The sequence below is a fragment of the Autumnicola musiva genome (assembly GCF_031846585.1).
Classification (GTDB): Bacteria; Bacteroidota; Bacteroidia; order Flavobacteriales; family Flavobacteriaceae; genus Autumnicola; species Autumnicola musiva.
Window position 1 is genome coordinate 105,379 of sequence record NZ_JAVRHK010000001.1, and the last position, 19,815, is coordinate 125,193.

Here is a 19,815-nt window from a genome sequence, read left to right on the forward strand (position 1 = left end):
AAAGACGGTTTTTAAAAACCGTCTTTTCTTTATCATTTAACTTTTAAAAGTCCCAGGCTACATAACCCTCTTTATAAACCTGATAGATATAAAAACCTTCATTAAGAAGTATAAAAATAAGATAAATTACAAGAAACAGCGCCGTCCATACGATTACCCGGCGCAGCCATTTTGCTTCCTGCTCCAGGTGCATGAATGACCAGGCAATATAATACGCTTTATATAATGTAAGAACTATAAATATCCAGTTAAGGAGGGACATATTCACCAGATTATTATCCACCAAAAATTCCGGCTTTAGGATCCCCAGGATAACTTCAACAATAGTAACAATGGAAAGTATTATAAAGACTGACCAAATACGCTTGCTGTTTGAATCGTGATGATGTGCAGTACTATCTTGTGCCATGATTTTTTATTTCTTCAGAATTATACCAAATAAAAGAAGGTGAATACAAATACCCATACCAAATCTACAAAGTGCCAGTAGAGCCCTACTTTCTCAACCATTTCATAACTTCCGCGGCGTTCATAAGTACCTACAATAACATTAAGGAAGATTATGATATTAAGGATAACACCCGAGAATACGTGAAATCCGTGAAATCCTGTAATAAAGAAAAAGAAATCTGCGAATAGCGGCGGACCATATTCATTGTGCTCCAGGTTAGCTCCTTCTACCACTCCTGTTGCCTCATTATTTAATTTAGCAAGAGATTCCTGACGGGAAAGAATGACCTTTTCCCCGTTTTCACCAAGAACACCTGTCCTTATCAGTAAATTTTCATTTGCGGCGAAACCGGCTTTTACCTCTTCAATGGAATAAGACGGCAAACCTTCACCGGACTCAAACCAGAGCCCAACATTATCTTCATGTTCCCTTCTTACTGAAGCCTCTTCTATAGCAATTTCTTCCAAGGCCACACGCTCTCCTTCAGCATCAACAATTTGAAGAATATTACCACCTGTTGTGGTTACAGCTCCATATTCACCACTGATAAAATTTGACCATTCCCATGCCTGGGATCCAAGAAAGATAACCCCTCCGATGATTGTAAGAAACATGTAAAAGGTAACTTTTGCCTTTTTCAATTGATGTCCCGCATCTACAGCCAAAACCATAGTTACAGAAGAAAATATAAGAATAAAGGTCATTAAAGCCACATAATACATTGGTGCATCTACCCCGTGAAGAAAAGGGAAATGATTAAACACCTCATCTGCGATAGGCCATATATCGGCAAATTTGAATCGGGAAAAACCGTAAGCAGCCAAAAAACCGGAAAATGTAAGCGCATCAGAAAGGATGAAGAACCACATCATCATTTTCCCGTAGCTGGCTTTTAGTGGCTCATTACCACCACCCCAGGTTTTACCTTCGGTGCCTGTTCTAGCAACAGTAGCTTCCATAGAAGAATTTTAAATTAAGAATTGCGGCAAAAATACGCATTTTTATTATTTAAAGAAATATAAAAACACAAACAGGTAAATCCACAGAAAATCTACAAAATGCCAAAAAGTTGCACCAAGCTCAATACCAAGCATTTGCCCTTTATGGTACCGTTGTTTAAAATGGTTATAAATTACTACCAGAAGCACCATTAAACCTGCCGCCAAATGGGCAAGGTGGGCTACTACAAGAATATAGATAAAGGAGGTGGTGATACTGCTTTCACTTCCTGTAAAGTAATATCCCGAGGATACAATATCTGAAAAACCTTTAAATTGGAAAATCATAAAAAGCACAGCCAGCATAAATGTTCCAATAAGCAGGGTACTGGCATTTTTTCGTTTTCCACTAATTATGCTCTTTTGAGCTAAAACAAATGTGACACTACTCAGTGCAATGGTTATTGTACTCCAGTAGAAAGCCTGCGGCAATTCAAAGCTAACAAGCCAGTCGGGACGTGTTTTGCTTACCACATAGGCACTTGTAAGACCGGCAAACATCATCACCATGCTTATAATACCAAACCAGAGCATCATTTTCTTTGCCCGGCTTCGTTTAATTTTTTCTGATTCTTCTGTTAAATCCATTGTCTTAAAAATTTATCTAAAACATATATTATCTGAAGGAGTGTTATATAGGAAACACTGGCAAACATTAGCCTTTTTGCTGCCTGAGCAGTCCTGATACGGAATAATCTAAAGGCATAGTAAAGCATCCCCAATCCCAGCAACAGGATTACTCCTGCGGCAATTGGCGTTAAGTAAAGTCTTCCCGTAACACCAAAAGCAGGAATTAAAGAAACAAGCACCGTCCAGATTGTATAAAGCACCACCTGTACCGCGGTCCCTTTATCTCTTTTACCTGTAGGCAGCATAAAAAATCCTCCTTTCTTATAGTCGTCATAGAGCCACCATCCTATCGCCCAGAAATGAGGGAATTGCCAGAAAAACTGAATCATAAAAAGTGTTCCGGGCTCTATACTGAAGTCCCCGGTGGCAGCTACCCAGCCCAACATAAAGGGAATTGCCCCCGGAAAGGCGCCCACAAAAACAGAAAGTGGAGTTTTGGTTTTTAAGGGAGTGTAAATACTTACGTAAAGAAAAATACTTATAGCTCCAAACATTGCTGTTTTGGGATTGATTACATACAGCACTATCAATCCAAGAATTGTAAATATGCTTGCAATGGCAAAAGCCGTGGTAACTGACATTCTTCCCGCCGGGAGTGGGCGGTTTTTCGTACGATCCATCAATGCATCAAGATCCCGCTCAATAATTTGATTATAAGCATTAGATGCTCCAACCATTAGGTAACCTCCAATGGAAAGCAAAAGTACAGTAACAAAATCTATAACTTCGGCACCAAGAAAATATCCTGCAACCGACGAAAACACCACGCTTATCGCCAATCGCATTTTTGTAATTTCTTTAAAATCTGATAGTACCGAAACCGGGAAAGTATGTGTACGCGCGTTGCTCAAAAGGGCATTTTTCAATTGCCGCAAAGATACTTCTTAATTAGGTTTTGGCAAGGGTGGAAAAATGTTAATTTTCAGCAGGTTTATTTTCTAATAATCATAGTACCAGTTAAAAATATCTGTTCGGATTCCTAAATTCAACCAGGTAGTTGAATTATCAAAATGTAGCGGTGTTTTCACCTGCACATCCATATTTCTATAGATAAAACTTCCATAGAGCTTTAAATTTGTAGCGGGATTAATAATATATCCTGCCTCCACTTCAGAAAAGAAAGAATTTGCGGTATTTCCCTGCCCGATTTTTACTCCTGTATCAAAAGGTCTTTCATTGTAATTCCGGTAAATATCCCCCCCATAAGAGAAGGCATCTGAGCCATCATTCAAATCGAAACCTCGCTTGCCGTAGATAAATTTTGCATGACCGTAAAACCTTTGTTCCTTATATCTTGCAATGGCAATAATTTCACGGAAATTAGCTCCCCAGAGATGTGCCATAGACTGGTTGTTATGGCCGTAATTTAGAACTACTTCCTTATTGTGGGAATAAGTATAAGGCCGTACCTGATTGTACTCTGCCTGCAAATAGAGATTGGGAATATCAAAAGCGTTATAATATTTAAGCCCTACCTGATAGCCCATCTTATTCTTCCAGCTTTGCGAGGTTCCAAAAACATCACCTGAAGAAAATTCATCTATAACCCACTGCCCGTAGATATTCACCTTATCACTCCATTTGTATTTTGCCGTGAGGCCCAGAATTGCATTTCCTCCACGCGCCCCGGTGGCAAATTCTATTGCACGGTAAAAAATTACCGGATTGAGATAATTAAGATCAAAACCACGATCATTGTCATTTTGCCACACCACCGATTCAAATAATCCAATATTTAAACGTTTGGCAAGGTTTAGACTTAAGTAGTGATTGGCCATATATTTTGTTCTGAAAGAACCGTCTGCCGTAACCTCTGGACGCACATCCCTTAGGGACATCCAGGTGTTGGTGTATTTTAATTTCCAGAAAGTAGTGGAAAGCCTGAAGAACGGGTAGGGGGAAGTAACATCGCTCATCAATAAAGAGCGGTACCCATCTCCTACAAAAGTTTTTCCATGACCAAGCTGCAGATTGAAGTATTTATTAGGAGAATAAGAAAGATAACCTTCAGCCACCGGGTAGTCATATCCGCCATCCATAAAATCTTTGGCAATTCCCCTACCGGGAATTATTGCCGGGTCCCCTCCATCGGGACGGATAGATTCTGCATAAAAATTATAATATTCAGCAAACCTACCCTGATTTTCGTATGCAACTGCATAAAAATTTAAATCGCCTCCCAAGCCTCCGTTAAGGATCGCCATTCTGGAATTATTATAGGTGATATCATATGCGGTTTGCTCAAAATCCTTTCCAATTTGCAGATCCAGGCCAAAATCTATGGTAAACCAGTAATCATCTGTCTGAAACTGCACCAAATGTTCATTCCATAATTTTCTTCCCGCCCAGGTGGAAGTATTCCTCATTAGCTTCTCCTTTTCAGCTTTAAAATTATAATATGGAGCAACTTCAGAATACAAATACGGTTTGGCGGCAGTATGCGTATTTGTCCCAATCCTGTTCATCTCGGCATCAAAACGGCTGTACATTTCATGGGAAAGAGGAATGTTTAAATCGCTCTCCAGGTTAGGTTGGGTAAACTCCACAGGCTGGATAAGGTCATATTCATTGGTAACTTCAGTATCCTGAAGCAGATTTTTCTGCCTATAACCTTCCTTAACTAAAGGTTCGACTTCTTCAGATTGTGGAATCACTGGTTCCACGTTTAATGTCAAAGGAATCTTTACCGGCATGCGAAACTGTATATACGCAGGCTTTCCGTTATAAGTAGCAGGCGTTACAACGGGTAGTTCACTAAATACTCTTTTCACCTCTTCTTTAAGCTCTTCATAAGCTGCATCTATATAGAGAATTTCAAAATTTCCCTCCCTGGTTACTTCGAAAAGCACCACCATTGTACCATTATAGTTATCTGCCGTGACTATGTCCGGCACTTTAAAAGCATCTATAACCATTTTTTTAAGCGTATTTCTGAAGCAAAGGGAACGTTGCGAAAAAGATACATTTTCACACTGTGGAAATACGGGTGGAATTTCAGAATCTGAAGGAGTCCTTTGACTAAAGGTAATATTTGAAAACAGAAAAACCGAAAGAAGTAAAATATACTTCATAAATCTAGGGGCGAAAATATTAGACTTGCGAAATATACATTTTTTTTAATACTCTGATTTTTAAAAACAAAAAATCCCGGTGTATACCGGGATTTTGAATAATGTATAGTAAGAAATTAATCCTGTATCTGGAAAACAATTGGTAAGGAATACATTACCCCCACCGCTTTACCACGTTGTTTACCGGGCTGCATACCTGGCAATTTGTTAATTACCCTGGCTGCTTCCTGCTCCAGTCTTGGGTGAGGAGCTCGAGAACGCACTTCAGTAATATTACCGGTTTTGTCAATTTTAAACTGTACAATCACTCGGTTAATTCCGGAAAGACCAAGTTCTCCACCAAGATCTTTATCAAAATTCCTGTTTACAAACTGCGTAATCTTTTCACTCATACATTTTTTACGCTCATCATTATTGGCCAGACCTTCACATCCCGGAAAAATTGGCACATCTTCAATAACCGAGAAAGGAACATCTGCAACCTCCTCTTCTACAGGAGCTTCCACAACTTCCTCTACTTCCACAATCTCATCAAGACTGGTTTCGGTAGACTGTATCTCATCCTCTTCCACCTCTTCTTCATCTTCTACCACTTCAATAATTTCCGGTGCCGGTGGTGGAGGTGGCGGTGGTGGCGGTGTATTCTGTATTTCTGTAATAGGCACTTCTTCATCATCAAGGGCGTCCATATTTACCTGACCTACGTCTATAGCTTCCTTGTCATAGGTTTTCCATTCTATAGCCTGCCAGGTAATAAAAAGAACTAATATTAGCCCCAATTGAAGAAAAAGAACACTTCTTCTGCTTAAATCTGCTTTTGGATTTTTCTTAGGTTCCATGGTTATTAATTATAAGAATTGCTAAAATAAAGATTTTTTCTAAAAAACTAAACATATCCTTCAATAATAAAGTAATTAAAAAATAACTATATTATCAGTATCTGAAGGTAATTAATCCTGCACTTTAAAGCGAATGGGAATGCTGTACGAAACAGGCACGGCCTTTCCCCGCTGTTTTCCCGGTTGCATAACCGGTAATTTCTCAATTACTCTTTTCGCTTCCTTCTCCAGTGCCGGATGAGGAGCCCGGGTTTTAATTTGCTCAATCTTACCTTCCTGGTTGATCACAAACTGAACAATTACTAGGTTCATCCCGCTTAACCCCAGTTTATCCCCCAGGGATGTATTAAATTCCCGGTTAATGAAGTTACTTATTTTTGAACTCATACAAGCTTTTCGGTTTGCATTATTATCCAAACTTTCACATCCCGGATAAATTGGAACAAATTCAATTACTTCAAAAGGAAATTTTTCAACCGGCTCCTCTGTTACAGGGTCTTCTATATCTCCTACTTCCGGTAAATCAGATAAATCTGCAGGATCAACATGGGTTGGCTCCACATTATCCTCAGGCTCAGAATTTTCATTGTCCTCTGTTAATTTATATACATCCTGAAGCGGTTCCTGTGGCACTTCCGGAAGAGGCTCCGGTAATTTTGGTTGAATAACCACTGCCGGTGGTATTTCCTCTGTTATAAATTTATCAAACTCCATTCCTAAAGACTTATTATTATCTTTTTCTGAAGTATATGTTTTCCATTCAATAGTATTAAGAGTAAGTAATAAAACAAGAATGAGTCCTATCTGAAAGAATAATACCCATTTACGGCTGAGATCAGCCTTTGGATTTTTCTTGGGTTTCATAAGGTTTAGATATTTGGTTAATGCACTAGTTTATCTTCTGCCTTAATCTCCTTAATAGTCCTTCGGAAAGAATAAAGAGCAAGGCAGCAAGTAACACACCAGTAGAATTGGCCAAAATATCGAACCAATCGGGATCCCTGTAGCTGGTGAGGGTTCCCTGAAGAACCTCAATTAACATACCAAAAAAGATGCTAACACCTGAAATCCAAAGTAAATTTGGTTTATATCGAAAATTATTTCCGGAAGAGAAAACAAAATAAAGTTTCCACACCGTTACCAGGACGAGATAGGCAGCGGCATGTAACATTTTATCGGTAGGATTAAAAGAGCCCACACTTATCTTCCCCAATTGAATGAGGGAAAGGTAAGCGAGGGCAATGGTATAAATTCCCGCAGCTAAAAATGTAATTCTAGCTACCAATTATTTTTTCGTAATCTTTGGCTGTGAGTAAATCGTCAAGTTCAGAAGGATTGCTAAATTTAATTTTCACCATCCAGCCTTCTCCAAAAGGATCATCATTCACCTTTTCAGGCTCATCTTCAAGGCTGGTGTTAAATTCAACTATTTCTCCCGAAAGCGGAGCAAATAAATCAGATACTGTTTTTACAGCTTCAACAGTACCAAAAACTTCTTCCCTGTCCAGGTTTTCTTCTACTGTTTCAACCTCAACATAAACAATATCGCCAAGTTCTCCCTGGGCAAATTCGGTAATTCCTACCGTAGCAATATTTCCTTCAACCCTTACCCACTCGTGGTCCTTGGTGTATTTTAATTCTTGTGGAATATTCATAACTTCTTTATTAGATGTGCGCAAAGTTAATTTTTTAAAGCAATTGTTCAAATTGGCCTATGCCTAATTTCCAAAATTATATCTTAAAGTTATACCTGAGCGGATCGTAGTTTGCGGAAATGCTGTAGACACTGCATATTCAGAAAAATTATGCTCATAATACAACAATGCGGTAAGGTTTCGGCTTATAGCATAATCTGCCGTAAAACCTATGGCCCATATATCCTGCCCCGCTACCACCTGGCTGTCTTCAAGATCCAGATACCTGATGATGGTCTTATTCTTCCGCAGCGAAAGATTCCCCTTAATATTGAGGTCACTGCTTATTATGCGGTTGCGCCCGCCGAATTTGGTAGCAATTTTCAAATCTCTTATGCGGTATCCCAGTCCCAGCGTATACTCATTCCCTTTTACCTCGGTTAGCAAATTATTATCAAAACTGAAGGAAAGTGCCCGGTCCTTTTGAATTTCAGCTAAAACCTGGATGGCATCTTTGGTTTCCAAATCTATCCGCACCAATGGAGTAAACAATTCGGTAAGTACAACATTGGAAAATAGTACCGGATTTTTAAAATCTCCTGCCTGGTTGGTTTCCTCAATATTATCAGGATCATAATCCAGATTGGTTTGAAACTGGTTAACGGTGTAATCTGATTGATAACCATGGCTCATGGAGAACCTTCTGAATTTTTCCCTGAACCAGCCAATCCTCATAAATCCGGTATATTTTATCGCCCAGTTTGGCAAAGGAAAACTTCTAAAGGCACTTAGTTTCACATTACCGGCATCGGTACCCGAGTATGCCGCAAGAAAAGCAGGTAATAATACCGCCTGGTTCGTTTTACCTATTCCTACCGGATAGCCCTCATCATCTACATCATTTGGGTCCAACCCTCTTTCCTGCGCAAGCCGTCTTGCAATCCTCAATCTGTTTTGTCTGAAGATTTCAAAATTTTCAGAAGACTGTTCATTGCTCTGGTTGAATGCTGTTCCTATCATTAAGGTGGAAATACTGAAGTTCCCGTAATTATAGGGGGTTAAAGGTTGATATTCCAATGAAAGAGGATCTACCTGATAGTTTTCTGTATAGGTTTCGGCATAGCTCCTTCTTGCACTAATATCTATAGTTAAATCGGGAATTGGCCGTATAGCCGACTGAATATTAAGCTCCTCACTTTCTACCGAAGAATACTGCTGATTAAAATCCTGAAATAAAGTTAGCCATCCCTTGCGCGCCGCCTCATATCTTATATCATCCTGCAGCCCAAAGGTAAAGCCCGTACTTGGCTGTAAGGTTCCCATAAAACCAATGCTTTGTATATATCCCGGGAGGAAAATCCCCTGATTTTCCCGGTAATTTACCTGGATAGATTTTATTGCCGTTGCAACAGATATAAAGGTGTTCCAGGTCTCGTAGCCTTTGGCATTCTCTACAGGTGCTGCGGGTTTTTCCAAACCCTCACCTCTTGAAGCACCGGGAGTGGGCACCCCCGCACTTCGTTCTTTTATACTTCGTTTGGGATTTGTTTTCTTCTTTTCTAAAAGCCCAGCATAATCATAAAGCTTCTGCATGTCCAGATTGGCATTGAGTTGATGAGAATTTGAATTCTGCACACTGTTTCCAATATCAGGTATATCTTCCAGATCGTCATAAATCTCAGAACCTCGTTGCCACTGGAAGTCTCCGGTGTAGGTATAAGTGGCTTTTACAAAATTCAAAACAGGAATTTTCGCCAGTGGAATTTCATAATTTACCTGCAGGCTTTGATAATGCAGGTTTGGTTCTCCAACATTGAAGAAATTATCCCAAAGACCAATAGTGTTATCTGCAAAACCTTCTTCATCTATATAGTTTCTTATAATCCTGTTGTTGGAAGCATTAAAACTGAAGCTTAAGGATTTTGTTAAATTATAATTGATCCCGTATTGCCAGTCAAAAAGATAATTGCGTTGGTAGAGTGTGGGGATTCCAATATCATTGTCAGAAAGTTCCAGAGAGCGGAATTTCTGCTCGTTATATTGCCGGAAAATTGTTGAACTCGCATTAATATTTGTAGGCAGCAGATTAATATTAAAGTCTTTGATGGGGTTGAAATAATCACTACTGTCCAGGGCTGCAATATTCTTAAATGGCTCCACTACTTTGGGAACAAAATTATACTCATAGGTTCCTCCCACTCTTACATTTTTATCTATGCCATCTTGTATCTCAAAATCCCGGTGATCAATCTGGTTATAAGACGTTGAGAAAGCAAAATTTTCTATATCGTAAGGCATAGGTTTGGCATCTCCCATACGTTCCTTTCTCAACCCGATTAAATTCACACTCTGCCTTTTAGTATAGCTTTGAGACTGCTCTTTCACCCTTTCTCTTTCTTCAGTATCTTCAATTGCAGAAAGTCTTGTGTCCAGCTCCAGGTCTAAGAATTCCTGGTCGTATTTTGGAGTGATTAGTTCTTCCCCCCTGCTGTAGTTAAATGGAATCCTCACTCCCCAATCTACAGGCAAAACCTGGCCTAAATTTACATTAGTAACAACATCATACTGCTGTAAATCTTCACGGCTCCTTTGGTTTGGCCCTTGTTCTATAGAACCAAAACCAACAGTACTTCTTCTTCCTGTAGCAGAAACATTGGCAAAATCGGCAAAATTGGTATCCATATTTACTATGCCGGCCCAGCCTCCTTCATTATTTAAACCGGAAAGCCTTAATTCATTAAACCATACTTCTCCACAAAGATCCTGCACTCCTTCGGTACTTGTGCCGTTCTTTACACCCAGCATAAGCATGCGAATATTTCCAAAACTGGGGTTCCCCTTTATTCCAATGCGCAGTCTGCCCATTTCATAATCAGATTCGGCATCGGTTAACACAGCATCTTCAGTAAAAAAATTAAGTTCACCTGTGCTTAAAGAAGGGTCTCCCAAAACTGCAGTTTTTACCTTTTGAAGTAGTTCCAGGGATAAATTCAGGCGGTTTACGTCCGGCCAGATTTCTTCTGCAGTAGCTGCATTGAACTGGGTGGGAGATAAAGGCACTTCAATTTGATAATAGTTTTCTTTAAAATCTGTTCCCATCCTTATAAAAGCAACTAACTGCCCGTCTTTTAAAGGAATTTCACCCAGAAAAGATTCGGCATGAAGAAACATTTCCAGATTTTCATACTGCCGCATATCCAGTTGAAAGTTCTTGTAAACTGCGCGGGCATCCTGTGGTTCCAGATCACAAACTCTGATAAGAAGTGATTGTTCATTCTGGCGAATATTGGTATTCCCTTCATATAACTCTTCACGAAGAACACCGGGAGGTAATACATAAGGAATAGGCTCCCGGTTTTCATTTTCTTCAATATTTACCGCAGCTACTTCAAACAGTGTATTGGAATTTTCGGGAATGGGGCTTTCGGTATTCAGGCTTTGAGTGTACCTTCGGTAGTCGCCTCTTACCAAGTCCATTGTTCCGAATCGTAAAAGAGTAGGATCTTCAAAACCTGTAAGGTACATGCGCATAAACCTGATGGACCGGAAGTCGGCTATTCCTCCCAAAGCAGTGGTTGGTTCATAAATAGGAATTTTGAACTGCAACCATCTTACCGGAAGGTTTTGACCATTCCTGAGCGTGGTTGTAATCTCCCGCACATCGGTTATATACTGATTATTGGCTATTCCCATACCGGGAAAAAACGGAATTTCATACTCAAAATAGCTGTTAATTGTATTCATGGTGTTGTCCCGGTTAATATCCTCGGTGGTAGGAAGGGTAGTATTCCCCCTATTGGTGTTTCCTACATTGGTAGGGGAGTTACCCTCTGTATTATTGTAATTGAGATATCTTTCTACAATCCCGCCATTGGTATTTAGAAAATATTCGAAATTATCTGCAGAAGGATCTTCTGAATCTGCAAACTGCGGAAAAAACTCAGCTTCGGCAGCATCAAGTAATCCGTCATACCCGGCATCCTGATTTATTCGCGCCTGGCCTTCAGAATCAAACGCATAAACCAGGGACTGATCTGCAGGGACTTTGGCAAAATTGGTTAATATAGCATTTTCTGCTCCGCCACCCTGGGAAAGGCCATTTTCGTACTGTTTCCTTCCATCCTTCAGAACATCCTCAGATATATTCCCGAGGTTAAAGACAATTTTTCCACCGGAATCATTCCTGTTATCTTCATAGATGTAGGGGTCCATCACCCAGAATTCTATAAACTCCACATTGGATTGTTCAAAATTGGTGGTATTGATGCCCCTCATTATACCTGCGAAATTCTGTTGTGGAGATGGCAAAATACCCGTTCCGGCTGCGGCAGGGTTGTAATTATATGAACCTCTTTGTTCCGGAAGATAAGAAACATCCATAGTATACAACACCTGTGGCTGCCCCTGCACCACATCGGTATTCGGAAAAATTTCACTTAGCGCTACCCGGCGGGTCCTGAAGTTGGAAAGTTCAGCATCTGTAATACCATCAGGCCTGCTGCTGGTATAAAAAATGGGATCTACCGTGTACCAGGACAATTTGGCTCTTTTGTATCCATACTCTATAGATCCGTTCGCCAATTCCCCACCAAAGCCCAGGGGTACACTGGAAAGCTCCCAGCTAAGAGGTGAATTAATATCTATAGAAGTTTGTGAAGCCTCAAAATCATCTACATAGGTGGTAACATCTCCTTCAAAATCGCTTGCAGCAGGAGCACCGGGTAATAAATATGCAAATTCCCCCCGTACCGAAAGATTGGATTTAACATCGGTGTCTATATTGGGCAGCTTATTCACAAGCCGGGTGAAGAATGGAACTTCAGTCGCGTAATTAAGGTTTACACCAAAAATAGAATTATTGATAGGTTCATAACTATAACTAGATTTTTGGGTAAGTGGTTTTTCCTTTAAATTTAGAAATGTACCTCCCACAAGAAAATTTTCATTAATAAGGTGCTGCACATTAATACCTGTAAACCGCTTGGTTTGCTGCCCGAATAATGCATTGGTTTCGGTATTTACCTGAATAGGAATATCTGAAGCCAACAGCGCTTCATCCAAAATCTGAACCCTGCCTAATTCATAATTCACCACATAATCCACGCCTTCCTGAAGCACCCGGCCTCCGGCAGTAACCGTAACAGACCCCTGCGGCAGGTTAAAGCCAATAGGAATTCCCTCCACTTCACCGGAAGTATACCTTCCCTTTAACTGGAACTTATTTTTATCGGCGTCCTCCTGTTCTGCCTGGGTTTTGGTGGTACGGTAAAGTGACCTGAATACATATTTTTCCTGATTCTCATTCCATGTGGAAGGAAGATCATAAAGCTCTGTCCCGCTGTTGGGAGTGACATCCAGTTTATTAAATAAATATTCACCAAAAGGTTCCACAGTGGTAAAAATCACGTTTCCATTTTCTGGATCTATGGTAATTCCCGGCACATAATCAAAGAAACCATCCCCTCCATTTATAGGATCACTATTGGTATTTAGTTTATCGAGGCGAAAAACCCGAAGCAATGGTGTTTCCTGAACATCTTCAGGCAAAGGCAGCGAGGCATCTGCCGCAGGTTTAATATAATTAAGCGGTTGCGGATCTGTATACAGAATATTCATTCTGAAATCTTCCCGTTCCAACTGATAGGCACCAAGGCTATAGATGTTTTTCATCATCAGGTCCCAGATAGGTTCATTCACATTGGTAATGGTACTTTTTAACAGCTTCACCACCAGGTTTCGGTTAGATCGCGGATTGGCATCAGGATCATTGTTCACGCTTACATCTCCTGTTGCATTCACCCCGTCATTGGCAAATTCTCCTACCTGGTAAACCTCTCCGTTTACGGTGAATTGAAATGCCACGGCCAAAACCTCATCATTGCTCAGGCGCTGGTTCAAGCTAATATACCCCAGCTGGGTATTCAGGGTAAATTCATTAGGTTGAAGCTGGCGTGCGTTTTCCAGCTTCACATAATCTGTTCCTTCAGAAACTGTCACTCCGCCAAATCCTCTGTCTACAGTAGCTACATCCCTTATTGCCGGGGTTAAAACAGATTGGGAAGTACCTGTTATTCCAAAAGGATTAAAATCGTTATTATCATTATCAGGATATGCACCGGGCGGTAAATTAAAGAAGCCGGCAGGCGGTGATTCCACGCCGATATTCCCGGGTACATTAGTTTCTCCTATGTCCTGAATACCCACAATATTACGTGTATCCTGCAAGTTTTGCACGTTATTGGTCCTGTTTGTCACCCATACCTGAATACGTTTAACCTGAATATTAGAATTGATAAAAGGATAATCTTCCAGGGCTTCGTTATAATGGTCCCGAAAGTAATGTGCAAGAAAAAAGTGCCGGTCCTGGTCGTAATCCAGGATAAAACGCTCAAAATCTTCAACCGTGGCACCACCTTCAACATTCACCGTACGACGTTCAGATTTTTGTTCAGAAAAAACGCCGGTTATGGTAGTTTTACCAAACTGCAGTTCGGTTTTAAAACCAAAAAGGCTTTGCGCGCCCTGTATTAATGCCGAATTGAGCGGCATGTTTACATTACCCACTTCAATTTTTCTAACAATATCATCTTCGGTAGGTGAATATTCCAGTTTTAACTGGTTCTGAAAATCGAAAGTAGATTCAGTATCATAATTTGCAGTTACAGCCAGTCTACTCCCAATGTTCCCCATCATGCTTAAGCTAATGCGTTGATCAAAATCAAAACTGAGGTTACTGCGGTTTCGGGGAGAAAATGCAGGATTATCCTGCCGGGTGTACAGCAATCCCAGATCCATTTCAACTGTACCCTGCGGGACTATATTAATTTCGGTTCCCCCAAAAATACTCTCAAAGAAATTATTGTTTACATAGAAGTCGGGCAGGAGATCCCTCTGGATTTCTTCAGCTCCTTCTTTATTTCCGGCAAGGGCATCGTTCTTCAGCTTAAAATAATTCTGCATTTCCTCCTGAAGCACCAGGTCTTCATATTCTTCAGGAGTAAGAATAAGCGGGAGGGAAAAATTGATATCCCCCAGGGTGCGCCGGTAGATGTACCTGTCCAGCAGGGGATCATATTCGTATTTTGTGACAATACTCTCCGGATCGGGCAGGGAAATTTCCCCAAGCACATAACCGGTTTGAGTAGTATCCTGCGGGGTTTGCCCCTCTTCCTGGGCAGAGAGTTTAAAAGAAATTACTAATAGCAACACTAAGGTAGACCATCCCGATGTTGGCATTTGCAAGTAATTGTTCTTCAAAGTAATTATAAATTTTTAAGCGCCTGTTTTATCAAAGACTCAACGGTTGGGGCATGGCTTTCCTTCAAAATTTTATCAATGACTTTTTCAGCTTGTTTTCGGGCAAAACCAAGGGTTTCCAGTGCAGATAACGCTTCTTCCTTTACAGTATTGTCTGAAGAAGCAAAAACTTCATCTTCACCAAAAACTTTAAGAATTTTATCCTTTAAATCGAGAATTACGCGCTGGGCGGTTTTAGTTCCTATACCTTTAATACTTTGAATAGTTGCAGCATCCCCGGCTGCAATGGCTTCCTTAATTTGCCCGGGCTCTAAGGAAGAAAGCATAGTTCTGGCGGTGCTTGCCCCCACTCCGGATACCGAAATGAGCAACCTGAAGATCTCTCTCTCAGATTTTTCCTTAAAGCCGAAAAGAGTGTGGGAATCCTCTTTCACTTGTAAATGAGTATACAGGCTCACAGCTTCATCTTGCGGAATTAACGAAAATGTATGCAGGGAGATATGGAGAAAATAACCAACACCGCCGCATTCTACAACGACATATGTAGGGTTCTTTTCAACAAGCTTCCCTTTTAAATGGTGGATCATGCGTTAACAGAAAGTTAAAGATCCCAAATGTAGTAAAATAAAGCAAAGGCCAATACCGCATTTATGTTATTAAATGCCTCATATTGTTATTGTTTCTTTAGCTTCTTTTCCTTTTCCTGGGCATCTACCACAGCCACGGCAGACATATTTACCATTTCTTCCACACTGGCTCCCAGCTGAAGTATATGTACCGGTCTTTTCATACCCATCATAATAGGCCCTATGGAATCTACATTATTAAGTTCTTTAATAAGTTTGTAAGTGCTGTTGGCGGAATCTAGATTAGGGTAAATCAGAGTATTTACTTTCTTTCCGGCCAGTTTTGAAAAAGGGAATTTTCCCTCCAGCATTTCTTTATTAAGGGCAAAATCTGTTTGTAATTCCCCATCCACATTTAATTCAGGATGAAAGCGATGCAGGTAAGTAACCGCTTCCTTCACCTTTTTCGCCCTCGGGTCTTTTGAAGAACCAAAATTAGCATAAGAAATCATGGCAATTACCGGATCCATACCAAACAATTGTACCGTTCGGGCAGTCATTTGGGCAATTTTAGCAAGATCTTTAGCTGAGGGATCTATATTAATGGAGGTATCACTTATAAAGATAGGGCCGCGGGAGGTATTCATAACGTTGGTAGCGGCCACCCTTGTTACTCCTTTTGCCATCCCTATAAGTTCCAGCATAGGCTTCACCACAGTTGGATATGCCCTGGAATAGCCTGAAAGTAAGGCATCGGCATCACCTTCATTTACCATCATGGCAGCAAAATAGTTGCGTTCGCGCATCAGCTTTTCAGCATCGTAAAGCGTTATTCCATTCCTGCTCCTGGTTTTCCAGTAAACCTGTGCATAAGCTTTCCTGTGCTCTTCCTCCTCATCAGAAATGGGATCGATTATTTCAACATCGGATGCATCAAAATCTATCTCCTTCATTAATTCCTCAATCACTTCCCTTCTTCCCAGTAAAATTGGAGTTCCTATTCCTTCATCTTTAACGATTTGGGCAGCTTTAAGCACATCCAGGTGATCTGCTTCAGCATAAACAATTCGTTTCGGATTTATTTTAGCACGGTTAATGAGCAAACGGGTAATTTTATTTTCGTTGCCCATGCGTTCCAGGAGTTCATCTTCATATTTTTGCCAATCCTGAATAGGCTGCCTGGCGACACCACTTTGCATCGCTGCCATGGCAACTGCCGGCGGCACCTTCGCAATTAAACGTGGATCGAACGGCTTCGGAATAATATAATCTGCCCCAAAATTAAGGCGGGTTTCCCCGTAAGCAATATTTACCTGTTCCGGCACAGCTTCCTTTGCCAGTTCGGCAAGGGCTTTTACCGCTGCCATTTTCATTTCCTCATTTATTTTTGTTCCACGCACGTCCAGTGCGCCACGGAAAATGAAAGGAAAACCAAGTACGTTATTTACCTGATTAGGATGGTCACTTCTTCCGGTAGCCATAATGATATCGTCCCGGGTATCCATAGCCAATTGGTAATCTATCTCGGGATTTGGATTGGCCATGGCAAAAACAATAGGTGTTTTGGCCATGCTTTTAAGCATATTAGGAGAAACAATATTCGCAATGGAAAGCCCTATAAATACATCGGCATCCTTCATGGCTTCCTCAAGGGTATCAATTTTCCTTTCAGTAGCGAATTCAATTTTCTCTTCAGAAATCCCCGGACGATCCTTGCGGATCACTCCTTTACTGTCCAGCATTACTATATTTTCAGCTTTGGCACCAAAAGATTTGTAAAGCTTGGTACAGGAAACGGCTGCAGCACCGGCGCCACTCACCACAATCTTTACATTTTCTATCTTCTTTTCAGCGAGTTCAAGGGCATTTAATAAGGCTGCCGCCGAGATAATTGCAGTCCCGTGCTGATCGTCATGCATTACCGGGATATCCAGTTCAGCCTTTAGGCGCTGCTCAATTTCAAAAGCTTCGGGCGCCTTAATATCTTCAAGGTTGATTCCGCCGAATGTAGGCGCAATATTTTTAACGGTTTCAATGAATTTGTCCACATCTTTAGTGTCCACTTCAATATCAAAAACATCAATATCAGCAAATATTTTAAACAGCAGGCCTTTCCCCTCCATTACAGGTTTGGAAGCTTCCGGGCCAATATCGCCTAGCCCCAATACAGCAGTACCATTAGAAATCACCGCTACCAGGTTTCCCTTAGTGGTATATTTGTAGGCATTGTCTTTATCTTTTTCAATTTCAAGGCAAGGTTCTGCCACGCCGGGGGAATATGCCAGGGAAAGGTCCCTTTGGGTTGCATATTTCTTAGTGGGCACAACTTCAATTTTTCCCGGTTTTGGTTTTGCGTGATAAACCAGTGCTTCGCGTCTTTTCCTTGCTTTGTTATCCATGATATTTTTTTTACCTGATTTACAAAGTTAGGAAGCTTACCCACAATAACTAATTATATATTTTAAAATGTTTGTAAGATATTATCCTCTTCGGAAGAGAAGAAGGGATACAAAGATTTTGAAGGTGCCAACCATTTAGAAAACTAAATTGAATTACAGCAATTTATATGTACATAAAATAATGCTATTTTAGTGCTTAAACTATGATTGTTATGAAACAAATTGCCGTAATGTTTTCCTTTTACACTTTATGTGCTTTAAATCTCCAAGCACAAACCAAAATATTTAATCTTGCCGAAGTTGATGAAGCACCCTTTATTATTAAATGCGCTGACAGCCTTAACAGCAAAGAATGTTTTACTACCGGGTTAAATGAATATATTCATCAAAACATAGATATCATGAAGTTGGTGGACCATCGAAATTTACCAGGCAAAGCCTATGTACAATTTATAGTTACTGAGGAAGCAGTAGTTAGACAGGTAAATGTTAGAACACGAAATAAATTTTTAAAAGAAGAGGCGTTGCGATTATTTGCTGATTTAAAGATAGAACATCCTGCCAGGAAAAATTCGAAGAATGTTGCCATACAACATGTGATCCCCATTACCTTTAATACTGAAGTTTTTAAAAGTTACAAAGATTTTGAAAGGAATGGAAAGAAGCAATAAACCCACAGCACTAACTTTGCAGATATTTAAGGTTTCGTTTCAATCCCTCCTATTTGTTCTTTTTACGGCCGATTTTTTTTGAAAATGACTGAATAAGGTACCACTGCAACTCTCTTCCTTAACATAAGATGATAGCTAATTTTTCATTAATTCCTCCATATCTTCAATGGTGCTTTCCAATTTAGCCAGCAAACTTCCGTAGATTATTTTAGTACTTATTCGATAAGCTAAAACTCCTAATACTGAAAGCAATGCAGCCACACCCGAAAAAATCAAAATTTCCTCAGATAACGGGAGTTGCTTAAAGCCGGTCATTAGTTTGCTACCCCTAAAAAACATCCAATACGCTGGAATAGTCACTAAAGGAAATCCAACTCCCATGAGCCATGTAGAATATCTCATAATACTTTTAACCTGAGTTCTATAGTTTAAGAGATAATCATAGGTGCTATTTCTAACATCAAGTGTATCCAGCTCTTTCAGCTTTTTCTTGTTCAAAAAATAAAGTACAGTAATTAAAGCAGCAACATAAAAACCCAGCAAGAGTTTACCCATAAAAACCAGGATACCAAAAATCACAACTCCAACTGGAATTAAGCTTAAATTATCCTTTTTAGTGGCCCTCTTTATTTGTTCAATAAGAAGTGCCGATTTCCTTTCATACAAATTTGACACCACCGGAGCCGAAAGTTTTTCTTCAGCTTCAAATCCTTTTTTCCAGATATTTTCAATAGATTTTTCCATCAAGTATTTTTTTGATTTGTTTCTTAATTCGGGTTATTCTCACCCCAATATTATTTGGTGTAGTTCCAATTATTTCTGCAATTTCTTTATAAGATTTTTCTTCCAGGTAAAGCAAAATTATAGCACGGTCTAATTCTGATAGTTGCCGTATTGCCCTATACAATAATTGTAAAGATTCATCCTGGAAGGAGTTTTCGGCATCTGGGATATTTTGCACTTCAATGTGATCGGAAGAATAAACCTGTTTCTTTTTCCTCTTCCTTAAAAGGCTCATACATACATTAAGGGAAATCCTGTAAACCCAGGTAGACCATTTTGACTTTTCCTGAAAGTTTTTACGGCTATTCCATATTTGCAGACAAACCTCCTGGTAATAGTCCTGAAAATCCTCTTCTGTATCGGTATATGCCCTGCATATCTTAATGATAATCCCGGCGTATGGCAGAATAAACTGGGTGTAGAAATCTTTACTCAAAATGGTCTTTACCTGTTTAGTGACAAAAAAACCGGTTTATTACAATAACTGAAAAAAAATTTGTGATGCTGTGATACACA

At 40.1% G+C, this 19,815-nt stretch carries 15 protein-coding genes; 1 reads left to right on the plus strand and 14 read right to left on the minus strand.

What is annotated here, in order from left to right:
* Window positions 1-43: 43 nt before the first annotated feature.
* From RM539_RS00460 to RM539_RS00515, 12 genes are all read right to left on the minus strand, one after another.
* Window positions 44-409 carry a cytochrome C oxidase subunit IV family protein gene (locus tag RM539_RS00460; RefSeq protein WP_311501501.1) on the minus strand — a complete coding sequence of 122 codons (366 nt, stop codon included), beginning with the start codon at window positions 407-409 and terminating at the stop codon, window positions 44-46.
* A gap of 20 nt (window positions 410-429) precedes the next feature.
* The gene (locus RM539_RS00465; RefSeq protein WP_311501502.1) at window positions 430-1,410 is read right to left on the minus strand and encodes a cytochrome c oxidase subunit 3; all 981 of its coding nucleotides are present in this window, start codon (window positions 1,408-1,410) and stop codon (window positions 430-432) included.
* A 45-nt stretch (window positions 1,411-1,455) separates the two neighbouring features.
* Entirely contained in the window at window positions 1,456-2,037 is a 582-nt protein-coding gene (locus RM539_RS00470) for a cytochrome c oxidase subunit 3 (protein WP_311501503.1), read from the minus strand.
* Window positions 2,028-2,930, minus strand: coding sequence for a heme o synthase (gene cyoE, locus RM539_RS00475; RefSeq protein ID WP_311501504.1), 903 nt, complete (start codon window positions 2,928-2,930; stop codon window positions 2,028-2,030). The genes RM539_RS00470 and cyoE overlap by 10 nt, the downstream gene beginning before the upstream one ends.
* Before the next feature lie 87 nt (window positions 2,931-3,017).
* Window positions 3,018-5,150 carry a gliding motility protein RemB gene (locus RM539_RS00480; protein WP_311501505.1) on the minus strand — a complete coding sequence of 711 codons (2,133 nt, stop codon included), beginning with the start codon at window positions 5,148-5,150 and terminating at the stop codon, window positions 3,018-3,020.
* 116 nt (window positions 5,151-5,266) lie between these two features.
* Entirely contained in the window at window positions 5,267-5,989 is a 723-nt protein-coding gene (locus RM539_RS00485) for an energy transducer TonB (RefSeq protein WP_311501506.1), read from the minus strand.
* A gap of 111 nt (window positions 5,990-6,100) precedes the next feature.
* Window positions 6,101-6,853, minus strand: coding sequence for an energy transducer TonB (locus RM539_RS00490; RefSeq protein WP_311501507.1), 753 nt, complete (start codon window positions 6,851-6,853; stop codon window positions 6,101-6,103).
* 25 nt (window positions 6,854-6,878) lie between these two features.
* Window positions 6,879-7,274, minus strand: a complete 396-nt coding sequence (locus RM539_RS00495) for a VanZ family protein (protein WP_311501508.1) — start codon at window positions 7,272-7,274, stop codon at window positions 6,879-6,881.
* The gene (gene gcvH, locus RM539_RS00500) at window positions 7,264-7,644 is read right to left on the minus strand and encodes a glycine cleavage system protein GcvH (protein WP_311501878.1); all 381 of its coding nucleotides are present in this window, start codon (window positions 7,642-7,644) and stop codon (window positions 7,264-7,266) included. Before gcvH ends, RM539_RS00495 begins: the two co-directional genes overlap by 11 nt.
* A 63-nt stretch (window positions 7,645-7,707) precedes the next feature.
* Window positions 7,708-14,859 (minus strand): T9SS outer membrane translocon Sov/SprA, encoded by a 7,152-nt coding sequence (sov, locus tag RM539_RS00505; RefSeq protein WP_311501879.1) that lies wholly within the window; start codon window positions 14,857-14,859, stop codon window positions 7,708-7,710.
* 26 nt (window positions 14,860-14,885) lie between these two features.
* On the minus strand, window positions 14,886-15,467 hold the full coding sequence (ruvA, locus tag RM539_RS00510; protein WP_311501509.1) for a Holliday junction branch migration protein RuvA: 582 nt from the start codon (window positions 15,465-15,467) through the stop codon (window positions 14,886-14,888).
* Window positions 15,468-15,553: 86 nt separating this feature from the next.
* Window positions 15,554-17,845: an NADP-dependent malic enzyme gene (locus RM539_RS00515; protein ID WP_311501510.1), complete on the minus strand. Its 2,292-nt coding sequence runs from the start codon at window positions 17,843-17,845 to the stop codon at window positions 15,554-15,556.
* Window positions 17,846-18,057: 212 nt separating this feature from the next.
* On the opposite strand from RM539_RS00515, the gene RM539_RS00520 reads away from it, so the two are divergent.
* A complete protein-coding gene (locus tag RM539_RS00520) occupies window positions 18,058-18,516 on the plus strand; it encodes a hypothetical protein (protein WP_311501511.1) in 459 nt (152 codons plus the stop codon).
* Window positions 18,517-18,651: 135 nt separating this feature from the next.
* On the opposite strand, the gene RM539_RS00525 is transcribed toward RM539_RS00520, so the two are convergent.
* On the minus strand, window positions 18,652-19,260 hold the full coding sequence (locus RM539_RS00525; protein ID WP_311501512.1) for a hypothetical protein: 609 nt from the start codon (window positions 19,258-19,260) through the stop codon (window positions 18,652-18,654).
* Window positions 19,244-19,735 (minus strand): RNA polymerase sigma factor, encoded by a 492-nt coding sequence (locus RM539_RS00530; RefSeq protein WP_311501513.1) that lies wholly within the window; start codon window positions 19,733-19,735, stop codon window positions 19,244-19,246. Before RM539_RS00530 ends, RM539_RS00525 begins: the two co-directional genes overlap by 17 nt.
* Between the last annotated feature and the right edge of the window lie 80 nt (window positions 19,736-19,815).